Genomic DNA, 13032 nt, shown 5'->3' on the forward strand with positions numbered 1-13032 from the left:
TACCCTCTCGTCCATGACGGACTACGCCCGACCGGCAGTCGCGGACCGCGTCTTCATCGGCGAGGACGGCCGACCCATCCCCTACGGCACTCGCTGGCAGGGTGAGTCGCCTCCGGACGAGAGCTACTCCGTCACGAGCGATCTCGAGCGTTTCCAGCCGCTGCACACCGTCGCGGACGCCCTGCTCGAGCACCTCGAGCGCACCTACGACGTCACGGTCGAGGACGACCCGGCCCTGGCCTCACGAGACGAAGCGGAGATCTCCTGAGCCGCCCGCGCCGTCCGCGTGACGCCGCGGTCGGTCGACGCCGCACCTCTGACGATCGTCTGGACCGTCTTCCCCGGTGTCCTCCTCCACGCCGGAGCACTGCACCGCTTCAACTACCCCGTCTGCGGCTGCGACGCCTGCGACGACGAGTGGACCGCCCTCGCGGACGACCTCGAGCGCACCGTCTTCGACGTCGTCGCGGGCCGCTACGAGGAGAGCATCGCCGCCGGGAAGGACGGCATCATCGTCGGCTACCGCATCGGGAGCGGCAGTGAGCTCGGCTGGTCGAGCGGCTACAGCAACGACGTCGGGGTGCATCACAGGATCGGCCACGACGGGCAGCAGCTGACCGCGCCCTTCAGTCGAGTGTGGGAGGCCTGGCCGGAACGCTGACGCCGCGGCCGGCCGATCCTCGCGAGGTCATCGACCTTGTCCGAAAAGTGAGGCGCCTCCCGCCTCGGGCCGCGAGATCTCGAGTTCCGAGGCTCGACCAGCCGGCGGTCGTCAGCGGGGCAGGTGCTCGTAGGGGACGCGGCGGCTCAGCCAGGCGAGCAGCCCGGCGGCGAGCGCCGCGATCGCCGCCGGGATGAGCAGCAGCCAGAGGGCCGATGTCACGGCGACGAGGACGAGCGCCGCCGCGGCGACGCCGGCGCCGATCGCGAAGTTCCAGCGCACATCCGTCGCCACTCCGCCCTCAGGACGCGCCCACAGCACGACGAGGGCCGTCGCGATCGGCCCGAGCAGCAGCCCCAGCACGAACCAGCGCCAGCGCGAGCGGCCCTTCTGCTCGGCCAGACCGGCGGTGACGATCGCGAGTCCGAACCAGATCCAACCGGAGTCCTCGGTGAGTGTCATGCGTGGAGCCTAGGGCGCGGGCAATATCACCCCGGCGAGGTCGCCGATCGGGCACGTGGGCCTGTCGCGCGCGTCTCCCGCCCAGCGGTCCACGGTACGGCCGCCGACCTCCGCCGCTACCCGGGCACCACCGCGAAGGCGACCCCGACGACGACGCCCAGCACGAGAGCCGCCGAGCCGAACCCGATCAGGAGGGCGAACGTCAGCGGACGGGTCTCGCGGAAGCTCATCGTGCCGGGGATCAGCTCGTTGATCTCGGAGGGGCTGAGCGTCTTCTCCGCGGCGGGCGGCGCCTCGATCTCCTGCCGACGAGCGGCTCCGGTCAGGCGCGCCCACACGCTCCGGCTACCGGTGTGCACGCCACGCGCCGCCGGCACGAGCGGCGTCGTCACGGCGGCGACGACGGCCCGCAGATCCTCGATCTCCCAGTCCGCCCCTCGGAGCCGCAGCGACCGGCTCTCGTCCGACAGGAACAGGATGAGCGACGGGGGGAGATTGATCCCCTCACTGTTGGGGCCGGCGGGCACCCACGCGAGCAGCGCCTTCGCCGACGGGTCGGCGCGGTCGAAGGTCACGACCCTGCCTCGAGCGTCCGTGCACTCGATCGCCCGGTCCGAGATCCGGAGGGACGCGGTGGCGAGGAACCGCCGGTTGCGAAGCGCCAGCACTCCGACGACCACCAGAGCCACCGCGGTGGCGAAGCCGAACAGCCCGAGGTAGACGGCCAGCGCGGCACCGCGGTCGTCGGCGACCGCGACTCCCCAGACGCTCCCCGCCAGCAGGACCAGCGCGGGGAGGACGGCGACGGGCCTCAGCCGTCGCGACTCGTTCTTCTGCCGGGCCCTCGAGGGCCGGAACTCGCGAACCGGCTCCGAGCGGTCCGTCCGTCGCCGCTCCATCAGGCGGACGCGACGGACGGAGAGCCGGTGCGGACGCGGTTCCGAAGAGGGTCGTCGAGACTGCGGCGCATGGCGTCAGGGTAGCGGTGGCGTTCCGTCGGGCCGCGCTCACGACCGAGCCTTCGCGTGGTTCCGGCTTCGCGCGATCCTCGTCGTGTCCTCTCCCTTTTTCGACGCCCTCGCCCAGGCACCGGAGGGTGAGCGGACGCGGCGCGCCTGTCGATCCGCGCGGGACGTCACCGCACGACAGGTCGGCCCCTCCCGAGGTGCCGCCGCCGAGCACGATCATCCGAGCGAGGGCTCGTCCGGGTCGACAGACTGGGCTGGTGTCCTCACCGATGACGATCCGCGCCGTGCCGACCTCGGCCCAGCGTGAGGAGATGCACCTCAGGCGCCATCTCGCAGAGAGCAGGCGAGTGCTGCCTCTCGCGGCCGTCCCCGGCGATCTGCCTCCTCAGGACCTTCCGTACCGGGCAGCGCGCTCGGCGCACGCGGGACGCCGGGCGCGGCGGCAGCCCGCCGGGGGCCGAGCGCCCTGACGCGACTCCCGCGCCGCCGGCCACACGACGCCCCCACCCGACGCCCACGCACCCACTCCAGACAGGACCCGCCATGCCCTCCTCCCTCTCCCACCCGGCGAGCCGCTGGGCTCTCGACCACATGCCTCTCACCGCGCAGGCGGTCCGGGAGCTCGCTCCGGTGCTCTCCGGGAAGAAGCTGGCGATCTGCCTCCACGTCGAGCCCAAGACCGCCGCCCTCGTGTCGCTCCTCGTCGAGGCCGGGATGGACATCGCTCTGACGGGCTCGCCCGGAACCACGAAGGACGACGTCGCCGACGACCTCCGCGCCCTCGGCGTGCACGTGCACACGCAGCAGAGCGACGGCGAGGCGGAGCACCTCCGCAACATCGAGAAGGTGCTCGAGCACGATCCCGACCTCACCCTCGACAACGGCGCCGACCTCACCCTGCGCCTGATCAATTCGGGCGTCCCGGACCACTACCTCGGCGGCACCGAGGAGACCACCACCGGCGGCATCCGCCTGCGGGAGAACAGCGCGACCCTGCCGCGACCGGTCGTCGTCATCAACGACTCGCCCCTCAAGCTGATCGTCGAGAACGAGTACGGGGTCGGCCAGAGCGTCGTCCAGGGCTTCATGAACGCCACGAACCTCATGATCCCCGGCACGCGCGCCGCGGTCATCGGCTACGGCCCGTGCGGGCGCGGGGTCGCCGACACCCTCGCGCAGCTCGGAGCGCGGGTCTCCGTCGCCGACGTCGACCCGATCCGCTCGCTGCAGGCGATCCTCCGCGGCCACCGTGTCGGACCCGTCGCCGACGTCCTCTCGGACGCGCAGTTCGTCTTCACCGCCACCGGCGCACCCGGCGTCATCGGCGCCGCGGAGATCGACGCGTTCGCCGACGGCGCTGTGATCGCCGGCGTCGGTCACTTCCCGTGGGAGATCGACGAGGAGGCCCTCGCGGCCGCCACGGAGTCGACCACCGAGTTCGCCGACGGACAGCGCCGGCAGGGCATCCGCCTGAAGAACGGCAAGCAGATCGTCCGCCTCGAGAACGGCCGGATGATCAACCTCACCGCGGCCGGCGGCAACCCGATCCAGGCGATGGACCTCGGCCTGACCCTGCAGGCCCGGAGCCTCGCCGCTGTCGTCACCGCGGACCTCGACGCCGTCGTGCAGCCCGTCCCGGCCGACGTCGAGCACCGCATCGCGACCGACCTCGTCGCCCTCCTCAGCCGCTGAGGGGCGAGCGGCGGGTCCTCGGCGGCGATCCGCGGGGCGGCGGCGGCGCACCTCAGAAGACGGCGATCGGATTGACCGGAACGCCGGTGAGCCCGAGCAGGCGCGGTGGGGCCACGCTGAGCAGGAACGACCAGCGGGACAGCTCGGCGCAGACCACGGCGAGCTGCTCCACGTCCGCACTGTCGATGAGGGGCATGCCCAGCCGTGCGAGCGCGACCATGTGCATCGGCATCGGCATCTCGGGATCGTGAGGGGGGAAGCTGTCGCCGACGTCCCCCGCGTAGAGCGCCACGCCCCGGTCATGCATCCAGGTCACGGCGTCGACGGTCATGCCGGGGGCCTGCTCCTCCGAGTCCCAGGAGAAGCCCCACCCGCTGCGGACGACGAGCGCGTCGCCAGACTGCAGGGGGACGCCTCCCCGGCGCTCGGCCGCGTCGAGGTCGGCGGCGACGATCGCGTGCGCCGCCGGCAGCCTCCCCTGCGGCGCGAGGTCGAGGAGGACTCCGCGCGTGACGATGCCCTCGGCGAACGAGGAGGTGGATCCGTGCATCACTCCGCCGGCGGTGACGGCTTCGGCGAGAGGCCGGCCCGGGTAGACGACTCCGTCATCGACGGGCAGGTGCGCGAACGCGTCCAGGTGGGTCATCGCCGGGTGGTGCGGAGTCACGATCAGCACCTCGGACATGCCCATCGGAGGGGTTCCGGTGTAGAGGAGCGCCTGCTGCACCGGGGGCGACGGCGGAGCGGCGGGCGCGAAGGGGCCGCCCAGCATCGACGCGGGAGCCACGGGGAGGGCGAGCGAGACCCAGCGGCCGGTCCTCACCTCCTCCGCGGCACGTCGCCGTGCGGCGTCGTCGATGAGGGTGAGCGTGCCGAGCTCGTCCTCCGCGCCCCATCGGCCTCGGTCGTCGGGGAGCTGCGTGCCGGTCATGGGATGTCCTGTCGGATCGATGTGGTCCGGGGTGTGGTGCACACTCCAGGGAGGGGACTGCAGAAGCAGGTCCCTGCAGGCTACCTCGTGAAGCAGGTTCCTGTTTCTTTGAATCACCCGGGAGGGATGTCGGCGTGGACGACGACGAGGGACTCGAGGCCGTCCTCGGCTGGAACGCGGTCAAGGTCGCGCGGATCATCGGCGCGCGCATCACCGCCGGGCTCGCGGAGCACGACGTGAGCCTGGTGCAGTTCGGCGTCCTCTCCTGCCTCACCGGCGGAGCGCAGCTGACCTCGGCCGAGATCGCCCGCGCGGTCTTCGTCCGCCCGCAGACGATGTCCGAGGTCCTCGACGGCATGGAGCGGCGAGGGCTGATCGAGCGTGTCGGAGTCCGCGGGAAGGGCCGACGCACACCCATCCGTACGACCGCCGACGGGGAGCGCGTCCTCACCGCGGCGCGCGCGGTCGCGCTCGCGACCAACGACCTCAGCGACGTCGGCCTGAGCGCCCCCGCCGCCCAGCAGCTGAACGACCTCCTGCTCACCGTCATCCGGAACGCCGAGGAGCCGACGGGAGCCGGGTTCGGGTCCTGACGAGGTCGAAGCCGGGCTTCGGAGCATCGCCGACGCAGGACCTCGTCCAGACGGTGTTCACAACGAAGGATGGATCTGCTCCAGGACCCCGCGATCCGCGCGGAACGGGCGCCGGAGCCTCATCCTTCCTCCGTCGTGAACAGGATCAGCCGAGCGGGGCCGACGAAGGACGTCCGCCCGGGCGCCCTCTTCCGGACGTGGCCGGAAGAGGGCGTTGCCCACGGCGCTCGCAGCTGTCACGGTCGCAGGGCGGCCGACGACGGCCGACCCGACCGGAAGACCCCATGCGCCTCCGAAGCACTGTCCGCCCGCTCGCGCTCCTCACCGGCGCCCTCCTCCTCGGGACCGGCCTCGCCGCCCTCGACGGGCCGCTCACCGGCACCGCGGCCGCGGCTCACGCGGCCGACGCTCCCGTCGCGGGCGGGCGCGTCGTGGGCTGGGGATACGACGAGGACGGTCGGGCGAGCGCCCCCGAGAATCTGACCGACGCCGTCTCCATCGCGGCCGGCCAGTACTACGGCGTCGCGGCGAGGAGCGACGGCACAGTGGCCGTCTGGGGTGACAATCTCGAGGGCGGCCCCATCCCGGCGGACGACCTCCGCGGCGTCGCGGCCGTCTCCCCCGATCTGGCGCTTCTCGAGGACGGCACCGTCGCACCGCTCTTCCCCCCGGAGGACCGGTACACCGAGCCGCCGGCGGGGCTGAGCGGCGTCACCGCGATCGACTCGAGCGGCACCCACAGCGTCGCGCTCCGCGACGACGGGACAGTGGCGATCTGGGGATACGACCAGGGGCGAGTGCTGGAGGCGCCTCCCGGTCTGGACGACGTCGTGGCGATCTCCGCCGCGTCCTTCCACACCCTCGCCGTCACGAGCGACGGCAGCGTCGTGAGCTGGGGCTACGACGGCCCCGACGACATCTTCGCGGGCTACTCCGACATCGTCGCGGTCGCGGCGGGACGGACCCACGACCTCGCCGTCCGCGCCGACGGCAGCGTCGTCGCCGAGGGGAGCGACAGGGACGGAGAGAGCGACGTCCCCGCCGGGCTGACCGGTGTCGTCGCGGTCGCCGCCGGGTACGGGCACAGCGTGGCGCTCCGCGAGGACGGCACCGTCGCCGCCTGGGGCGACGACGGTGCCGGCCAGTCCACGGTTACCGCAGGACTGAAGGGGGTCACCTCGATCGACGCCGGCTACGGCTTCACCCTCGCCACCGGGACCCGTCCCGTCCTCACGGCTGCCGCGCCTCCCACGGCGACGGTCGGCACTCCGTTCTCCTTCGCCTTCGGAGGGGATGCGCGCCTCGCGGACCACACCCTCGCCAGCGGGACGCTCCCGCCCGGGCTGACCCTGACTCCCGAGGGGTTCGTGACGGGCACGCCCGCAGAACCCGGAACCTCCGACTTCACCGTCACCGCGACCAACTCCTTCGGAACGACCACCATCGCCTCCCGGCGGATCACCGTCGAGGCCGCCCCGCCTGCACCCGTCGCGCCGACGATCAGCGGAACCGTCGCAGCCGGCGTCGTCGGCTCGGCCTACGACTTCACCTACGCGGTCGCGGGAACTCCGGCGCCCGTCGTGACTGTGTTGTCGGGCGCCCTGCCCCCGGGTCTCACCCTCGATCCGACGGGGCGCCTCACCGGCACTCCGACCAGGACCGGCGCCTACGTCTTCACCGTGCAGGCCGCCAGCACCGCCGGAACCGCGACCGCGCAGAGCACTCTCACCGTGTCCCCTGCGTCCGCGACCGCGAAGGCCGACCTTCGCGTCGACGTCTTCGCTCCGACCACCGCGGTGAAGGGGAGGACGTTCACGTACACGCTCATCACGAGGAACGCCGGACCCTCCACGTCGACGTCCGTCTACTCGAAGGTGATCCTCCCGCCGGGGGTGCGGTTCGTCTCCGCGACGGGGAAGTACACCCGCATCGGCAGCGTCGTGGTCTTCCAGCGCTCCAGCCTCGGCAACGGGCGGATATCCACCGAGAAGATCACCGTCACGGCCGTGAGCGCAGGCACGGGCACAGCGCTCGCAACCACCTTCTCCGTGAGGACTCCGGATCCGTCGATCCGCAGCAACGCCGACACCGCCGCCACCACCGTCCGCTGAGGAGGGTCGGGCGGGCGACGAGACCCTCCCGCCCGTCCTCGGGCATCACGCCGGGCGCAGCCAGTCCGTGATCGCGCCGACGACCTGGTCGAGGTGGGACTCGAGCAGGAAGTGTCCGCCGTCGACGAGCTCGATGCGCGCGTGGGGCGCGTCGCGGAGGAAGGCCTGCGCGCCGGCGGGGGCGAAGATCTCGTCGTTCCGGCCCCAGACGGCGAGGACGGGGACTCCGGACTCGCGGATCCAGGCGTGCACGGCGGGATAGAGCTCGCGGTTGGTGGCGTAGTCGCGGAAGAGCGCCAGCTGCACGTCGTCCTGGCCGGGGCGGGCGAGGAGCGCGAGGTCGTGCTCCCAGGCGTCCGGGTCGACGGCGCTGGAGTCGGGGACACCGTGGGTGTACTGCCATTCGACGGCCTCCCGGCCGAGGGCCGGTCGGAGGGCGTCGCGCGTCCCGGCGGTCCGCTCGGCGGCGTCGGCCCAGATCGGGTCCCAGAAGCCGGGCACGAAGCCCTCCTCGTAGGCGTTGCCGTTCTGCGAGATCACGGCGACGACCGCGGACGGATCAGCGAGGGCGAGGCGCCAGCCGACGGGGGCGCCGTAGTCCTGGACGTAGATCGTGTACCGGGTCACCCCGATGGTCTCGAGGAAGCGGCCGGTCACCGCGGTCAGGGCGGCGAACGTGTAGTCGAAGTCCTCGATGGAGGGCGCGGACGAGCGTCCGAAGCCGATGTGGTCGGGGGCGATGACGCGGTAGTGGCCGGCGAGGGCGGGGAGGAGGTGGCGGAACATGTGCGAGCTGCTCGGGTACCCGTGCAGCAGCAGGAGGACGGGCGCGTCGACGGGCCCGGCCTCCCGCCAGAAGACGTCGAGTCCGTCGACGGACACGGTGCGGTGATGGACGACGACCATGGCTAACCCCTTCAAGTAGATTTACTGGTTAGTCGGACGCTAGCATGGATCGAACGGGCCGCACGGCGCGGGAGGACGGGGAACGATGGATCGGGACGAGGAGCTGCTCCTGGCGGTGCTGAACAGCGCGCCCGTGGTGGACGGACGGCCGACGGACGACCTCGGCGACGCGTCCGGTCGCGAGCTCGCGCGGCAGTGGGGCGGAGTCGGCACCGAGGACGAGCTCGAGCAGCTGCGCCGTGCCCGCGACGCGCTCCAGGCCGTCGTGCGCTCGGGCGCGCCCGCGGCCGTCGCGGAGCTCGCGGACCTGGTCGCGCACGCCGTGCGCACCCCGCGCGTCACCGGTGAGGGCGTCGTGTGGGAGCTGAGCGCTCCCGAGCCGGTTCGACTCGCGGTGGAGTCGGTCCTCGCCTGGTCCGCTGTGAACACCCGGTTCCCCGGGCGGCTCCGCGCCTGCGCGAACGACGAGTGCAACCTCTTCCTCCTCGACCGCAGCCGCCCCGGCACCGCCAAGTGGTGCTCGATGGCGACGTGCGGCAACCGGATGAAGGCCCGCGCGCACGCGAGCCGGTCGCGGGACTGAGCGCGGCCGGGAGGCGGACGCCGTCGATCTAGCGGGGTCGCACGTCGTAGGTGACCCGGAGGAGCCCGTCCCCCTCGCTGCTGTGATGGCCTCGGAGAGTGAGGAGCACGTCGCCGGTGAGGTCGCCGAAGAGGCGGTGACCCTGTCCGATCAGCACGGGAGCGATCGAGACGGTCAGCTCGTCGACGAGGCCCGCCCTCAGGAACGCCTGGATGGTGCGGCCTCCGTCGATGTAGACGCGGTCTGCCGCTCCGGCGTCGAGCAGCAGCGCCGCCTCCTCGACGGAGTGAGCCACCTCCACTCTGCCGTCCGCCTCGATCGTGGTGCTCAGCACGACGACCCGCTTCCCCTCGAACGGCCAGGCGTCGAAGCCGAGGACCGTCTCGTAGGTGGAGCGCCCCATGACGAGGGTGTCGATCGTCGGGAAGAACGTCTCCCAGATGAGCGCGGGGTGGGCCGTCGCCTCCGCGGTGTGAGGTCGCGGGGCGGGATCGGTGAGCCAGTCGAGGTCTCCGCCCGGTCGCGCGATGAAGCCGTCGAGACTCGTGCCGATGAACACGCATCCCGTCCACGATCGGCTCTCTGCCATGACCAGCCTTTCCGAAGAGCGTCGAGTGCGAGGGCAATGATCGCAGGGGAGGCGTCGCGACCGGACGGCCATCAGGATCCCGGCGCGGCATCGGCGGTCGGCCGCCCGAGACGCTCGGCCGCGCGCGGATCCGCTGAGTACGCTCGGGACATGCAGCGCACGGTGGGCGGAGTCGTCATCGAGGTCGTCCACTCGAGGACCGGTGACGCGACCCGGACTCCCGACGGCCCGATCCAGCTGTGGAGGAGCACCCTCTCCGGAGCAGGCATCGATCACACCGCGACGGTCGCCGTCGCCGGCACGTCGACGGAGCCGGACGACGACGTGATCGCCACCGTCCTCGACGTGGCCGTCGTGGAGTACGTCCCCGTCTCCGAGGATTCGAGCACGACTCCGGCGTTCCGCGAGTGGAAGCGGGACCACGCGTCCGAACTGCATCAGCTCGTGGCGGCGCTTCGAGCTGGCAGCTGACTCCTGCCGGGCGAGCAGCGGATGCTAGGCGCAGCGCAGCCGGGCCGTCGATGCGGACGCCTGCGCTCGAGCGCGCCGCAGGGCCTCCTCGCGTCCGGCCGCGTCGAGGCGGGCGGGACCGTAGGTGACCACCGGAGGCAGGACGTCGTAGCCGACGAACTCGAGCATCCCGCGATGGATGTGGAAGAGGAACGACTGCAGGTCGCCGTAGCCGTCGGCGGCGCCGGGCGCGAAGGCCGCTTCGCCACCTCCCGTCGTCAGCAGGAGCATCGCGCTCCTGCCGCGCAAGCCGCCCTCGGCGAAGACGCCGTGCTCGCCTCCGAACGTCGCGCCCATCACGAAGACCCGGTCGATCCAGCCCTTCATGATCGCCGGCATCGAGAACCACCACAGGGGGAACGAGAGCACCAGGAGATCCGCCTGCAGCAGCTCGTCGAGATCGCTCGTGACGGGCTCCCCGAGCGTCTTCTCGAGGACCGCGGTCATCTGCTGCGCCTGCGGCTTGAAGTAGCCGGAGCCGGCCGCGAACTGGTCGCGGTGCAGCACCGGGTCCCGGCCCTCGGCGTACAGGTCGAGCCGGCGGACCTCCATGCCGTCGGCCCTCAGCTGCTCGAGGACCGCGTCCGCCTGCGCCGAGGAGAAGGACCGCTCCTCGGGATGGGCGTGGACGAGCAGAGCACGGCGAGCAGGAGCGGCCTCGGAAGCATCGGTCATGCGGCCGATCATATCGACCATTCGCGATATGTCGCTAGATCGAGGCTCCGAGCCGCTTCAGGAGCCCGTCGACGTCGGCGTCGCTCCTCCGGTAGTGGGTGTACTTCCCGACGCGCGTCGAGCGGACGAGGCCCGCGCGCTCCAGGGATCCCATGTACGACGAGATGGTCGACTGCGCGAGACCGCTCTTCGCGGCGAGATGGGTGACGCAGACCCCGAACTCGGCGCGGTCGGCGATCGGCTCGAACTCGCTGAACGACGCCTCGGGAGAGCGGAGCCACTCCATGATCTGCAGTCGCGTGGGATTGCCCAGCGCCTTCAGCACCTCGACCAGTCCCGTGTCCACCGCGCCATTCTCCCCTGCTCGCCGACCGGGCGCCTCCGCGCCGGAATCACCCTCCGCCCGGACGCACCCCGCTCACGGCAGCAGGATCACCTTGCCGTCGAGCGTCCGGGACTCGGCGAGCTCCATCGCCTCGACGATCCCCGTGAGCGGGAAGCGGGCGGCGATGTTGGCCGTCAGCGAGCCGTCGGCGAGGAGTCCGAGCACGCGGCCGAGGTCCTCCTCGAGCCGCGCACGGAAGCGCGCGGGGCGCAGCGAGTGGCCCGCCCAGAGGTCGTAGAAGACCGCGCGCCGGCCGTTGGGGGCCAGCTGGTAGGCCTGGATCCGCGCGAGCTGGCGGAGGAACGGGGGCCAGATGCTCCCGGTGCTCGCGCTGACGATCGCGTACGCGACGAGGGTGCCGCCGGGCGCGAGCAGCGACCACGCCAGCCGGGTCGTCGCTCCGCCGACGTTGTCGAAGACGGCCTGCACTCCGCCGGGAGCGAGCTCGCGCACGCGGGCGGCGAGGTTGGGATCGGCGTAGTCGACGGGCTCCACTCCGGCCGCTCGGAGGGCCTCGTGGTGGCGGGGCGAGGCGGCGCCGATCACGCGGATCCCCTCGAGGCGGGCGAGGCGGTGCACGAGGCCGCCGACTCCGCCGTTCGCGCCGAACAGGAGGATCGTGTCGCCGCGGGAGACCCGGGCCGAGCGGTGCAGCATCTGCCACGCCGTCACTCCGTTGACCACGACGGCCTCGGCGTCCTCGGACGCGACTCCGTCGGGGACGAGAACGCAGTCGCGGGCGGCGACGCGGGCGTGACCCGTCCAACCGCCGGTCTTGGTGAGGGCGGCGACCCGGCGGCCCTCGAGCGACGCGTCGCCGCCGGGGCCGACCGCGAGGACCCGGCCGACGAGGTCGTAGCCGGGCGTGAAGGGGAACGGCGGCTGGGCGAAGTAGCGGCCGCGGCGCATCGACTGCTCGGCGAACGAGATGCCGGTGGCCTCGACGGCGACGAGCAGCTCGCCGGCCGCGGGAGGCTCGACCGGTGCCTGCTCGAGGAGCAGTCCGGACGGCTCGACGATCCCGGGGAGGACGAGGCGGGTGGTGGTGCGGGGAAGGGTGGTGGACATTAGGGGCTCCTGGAGGTTGTGGTGAGTGACTGGACAGTCACATCGGCGGGCATGAGGAAGAGGGTGGCGAAGAGGAGGAGGGGAGGAAGAAGAGGAGCAGACGGGAGGACCGCGGACTCAGTCGCGGTGCCGGATGCCGTCGGAGACGATGCGGGCCCACTCGGAGTCGACGCCGCCGAGGTCGGTCTGCACGATCAGGTGGCAGAGCTGCCCGTAGGCGATGAAGCGCTGCACGGCCGGGCCGTCGGCTCCGGAGACGACGGTGACCGTCCGGACGACCGCGGAGATCCCGCGGCGCACTGCCTCGCGGATCTCGGGGACGTCGCACGCGCTCTGCGCCTGTGACTGCAGCATGATCAGGTCACGGTCGGCGATCAGGTCGATGTAGGCGACGGTCATCGCCTCGAGCCGGTCGGCCGGGTCCGAGGAGGGCGAGGCCTCCCCCGCCGCCGCGAGCGTGGACGCCACCTGCTCGTAGCAGCGGTCGACCGCGGCGACGAAGACGCCGAGCTTGCCCGGGAACAGGCGGAAGACGTAGGCGGGCGAGACGCCGGCCTCGGCCGCGACCTCGGTGATCGGAGTCGCGGCGTAGCCGGTGCGCGCGAACACGTGGAGCGCCGCCGCGGTGATCCGCTCGCGCTGCGCCTCGGCGGTGGAGCGGGTGGAGGGGGAAAGCATGTGACTGATCGAACACTTACTTCGCTCGTGTGTCAAGAGCGGCGGCCGGACGGATAGAGACAGCGGCCCCGATCAGGGGCACCCCACGATCCGGTCCGGCACGCGGCAAGGGCAGGCCTACCGATCGTGGAGCCCGCCTACGTCTTCCGCCTGTTCCCGGGCAAGCTCGGCGTCTTCGTCGCCGCGGTCGACCGCTGCTACGAGCAGGTGGCGTCCACGC

General features: G+C 72.2%; 14 protein-coding genes and 1 pseudogene. 6 read left to right on the plus strand and 9 right to left on the minus strand.

Annotated elements, in window-relative coordinates:
* Positions 1-13 precede the first annotated feature (13 nt).
* Positions 14-661, plus strand: a pseudogene (locus C5C10_RS18280) (DUF6226 family protein).
* 111 nt (positions 662-772) lie between these two features.
* On the opposite strand, the gene C5C10_RS14725 reads toward C5C10_RS18280, so the two are convergent.
* Positions 773-1123: a hypothetical protein gene (locus tag C5C10_RS14725; protein WP_104282933.1), complete on the minus strand. Its 351-nt coding sequence runs from the start codon at positions 1121-1123 to the stop codon at positions 773-775.
* 116 nt (positions 1124-1239) lie between these two features.
* Positions 1240-2022 carry a hypothetical protein gene (locus tag C5C10_RS14730; protein ID WP_104329629.1) on the minus strand — a complete coding sequence of 261 codons (783 nt, stop codon included), beginning with the start codon at positions 2020-2022 and terminating at the stop codon, positions 1240-1242.
* A 612-nt stretch (positions 2023-2634) separates the two neighbouring features.
* Between C5C10_RS14730 and C5C10_RS14735 the strand changes: the two genes are divergently transcribed.
* Positions 2635-3783, plus strand: coding sequence for an adenosylhomocysteinase (locus tag C5C10_RS14735; RefSeq protein ID WP_104329630.1), 1149 nt, complete (start codon positions 2635-2637; stop codon positions 3781-3783).
* 52 nt (positions 3784-3835) lie between these two features.
* Here C5C10_RS14735 and C5C10_RS14740 read toward each other — a convergent pair whose 3' ends face one another.
* Entirely contained in the window at positions 3836-4714 is an 879-nt protein-coding gene (locus tag C5C10_RS14740) for a cyclase family protein (RefSeq protein ID WP_104282930.1), read from the minus strand.
* Between the two features lie 134 nt (positions 4715-4848).
* On the opposite strand from C5C10_RS14740, the gene C5C10_RS14745 reads away from it, so the two are divergent.
* The gene (locus C5C10_RS14745) at positions 4849-5307 is read left to right on the plus strand and encodes a MarR family winged helix-turn-helix transcriptional regulator (RefSeq protein WP_104282929.1); all 459 of its coding nucleotides are present in this window, start codon (positions 4849-4851) and stop codon (positions 5305-5307) included.
* A 284-nt stretch (positions 5308-5591) separates the two neighbouring features.
* The gene (locus C5C10_RS14750; RefSeq protein ID WP_104329631.1) at positions 5592-7418 is read left to right on the plus strand and encodes a putative Ig domain-containing protein; all 1827 of its coding nucleotides are present in this window, start codon (positions 5592-5594) and stop codon (positions 7416-7418) included.
* 45 nt (positions 7419-7463) lie between these two features.
* Here the strand turns inward: C5C10_RS14750 and C5C10_RS14755 are convergent, their stop codons facing one another.
* On the minus strand, positions 7464-8324 hold the full coding sequence (locus C5C10_RS14755; protein WP_104329632.1) for an alpha/beta fold hydrolase: 861 nt from the start codon (positions 8322-8324) through the stop codon (positions 7464-7466).
* An 85-nt stretch (positions 8325-8409) separates the two neighbouring features.
* Here C5C10_RS14755 and C5C10_RS14760 point away from each other — a divergent pair, with 85 nt between their 5' ends.
* Entirely contained in the window at positions 8410-8907 is a 498-nt protein-coding gene (locus tag C5C10_RS14760) for a CGNR zinc finger domain-containing protein (RefSeq protein WP_104329633.1), read from the plus strand.
* Positions 8908-8935: 28 nt separating this feature from the next.
* Here the strand turns inward: C5C10_RS14760 and C5C10_RS14765 are convergent, their stop codons facing one another.
* Entirely contained in the window at positions 8936-9496 is a 561-nt protein-coding gene (locus C5C10_RS14765) for a dihydrofolate reductase family protein (protein ID WP_104329634.1), read from the minus strand.
* A 150-nt stretch (positions 9497-9646) separates the two neighbouring features.
* On the opposite strand from C5C10_RS14765, the gene C5C10_RS14770 reads away from it, so the two are divergent.
* Positions 9647-9967 carry a hypothetical protein gene (locus C5C10_RS14770; RefSeq protein WP_104329635.1) on the plus strand — a complete coding sequence of 107 codons (321 nt, stop codon included), beginning with the start codon at positions 9647-9649 and terminating at the stop codon, positions 9965-9967.
* Positions 9968-9991: 24 nt separating this feature from the next.
* Here the strand turns inward: C5C10_RS14770 and C5C10_RS14775 are convergent, their stop codons facing one another.
* The 4 genes from C5C10_RS14775 to C5C10_RS14790 form a co-directional block, all read right to left on the minus strand.
* Positions 9992-10681 carry an NAD(P)H-dependent oxidoreductase gene (locus C5C10_RS14775; protein ID WP_104329640.1) on the minus strand — a complete coding sequence of 230 codons (690 nt, stop codon included), beginning with the start codon at positions 10679-10681 and terminating at the stop codon, positions 9992-9994.
* Between the two features lie 34 nt (positions 10682-10715).
* Complete coding sequence (locus tag C5C10_RS14780) at positions 10716-11027, minus strand: helix-turn-helix transcriptional regulator (RefSeq protein WP_244230566.1); 312 nt, start codon at positions 11025-11027, stop codon at positions 10716-10718.
* 72 nt (positions 11028-11099) lie between these two features.
* Entirely contained in the window at positions 11100-12134 is a 1035-nt protein-coding gene (locus tag C5C10_RS14785; protein ID WP_104329636.1) for a medium chain dehydrogenase/reductase family protein, read from the minus strand.
* Positions 12135-12251: 117 nt separating this feature from the next.
* Complete coding sequence (locus C5C10_RS14790; protein WP_104329637.1) at positions 12252-12812, minus strand: TetR/AcrR family transcriptional regulator; 561 nt, start codon at positions 12810-12812, stop codon at positions 12252-12254.
* Positions 12813-13032: the final 220 nt, after the last annotated feature.

Origin of the sequence: Rathayibacter sp. AY1A3 (genome assembly GCF_002930975.1) — a bacterium.
In the GTDB taxonomy this organism is placed as follows: Bacteria; Actinomycetota; Actinomycetes; order Actinomycetales; family Microbacteriaceae; genus Rathayibacter.

Bases quoted from the DNA above. Each gene is read 5' to 3' on its own strand.
- C5C10_RS14765 (WP_104329634.1), bottom strand. From the start codon at position 9,496: ATGGCAGAGAGCCGATCGTGGACGGGATGCGTGTTCATCGGCACGAGT.
- C5C10_RS14775 (WP_104329640.1), bottom strand. From the start codon at position 10,681: ATGACCGATGCTTCCGAGGCCGCTCCTGCTCGCCGTGCTCTGCTCGTC.
- C5C10_RS14740 (WP_104282930.1), bottom strand. From the start codon at position 4,714: ATGACCGGCACGCAGCTCCCCGACGACCGAGGCCGATGGGGCGCGGAG.
- C5C10_RS14790 (WP_104329637.1), bottom strand. From the start codon at position 12,812: ATGCTTTCCCCCTCCACCCGCTCCACCGCCGAGGCGCAGCGCGAGCGG.
- C5C10_RS14785 (WP_104329636.1), bottom strand. From the start codon at position 12,134: ATGTCCACCACCCTTCCCCGCACCACCACCCGCCTCGTCCTCCCCGGG.
- C5C10_RS14770 (WP_104329635.1), top strand. From the start codon at position 9,647: ATGCAGCGCACGGTGGGCGGAGTCGTCATCGAGGTCGTCCACTCGAGG.
- C5C10_RS14725 (WP_104282933.1), bottom strand. From the start codon at position 1,123: ATGACACTCACCGAGGACTCCGGTTGGATCTGGTTCGGACTCGCGATC.
- C5C10_RS14735 (WP_104329630.1), top strand. From the start codon at position 2,635: ATGCCCTCCTCCCTCTCCCACCCGGCGAGCCGCTGGGCTCTCGACCAC.
- C5C10_RS14750 (WP_104329631.1), top strand. From the start codon at position 5,592: ATGCGCCTCCGAAGCACTGTCCGCCCGCTCGCGCTCCTCACCGGCGCC.
- C5C10_RS14755 (WP_104329632.1), bottom strand. From the start codon at position 8,324: ATGGTCGTCGTCCATCACCGCACCGTGTCCGTCGACGGACTCGACGTC.
- C5C10_RS14760 (WP_104329633.1), top strand. From the start codon at position 8,410: ATGGATCGGGACGAGGAGCTGCTCCTGGCGGTGCTGAACAGCGCGCCC.
- C5C10_RS14730 (WP_104329629.1), bottom strand. From the start codon at position 2,022: ATGGAGCGGCGACGGACGGACCGCTCGGAGCCGGTTCGCGAGTTCCGG.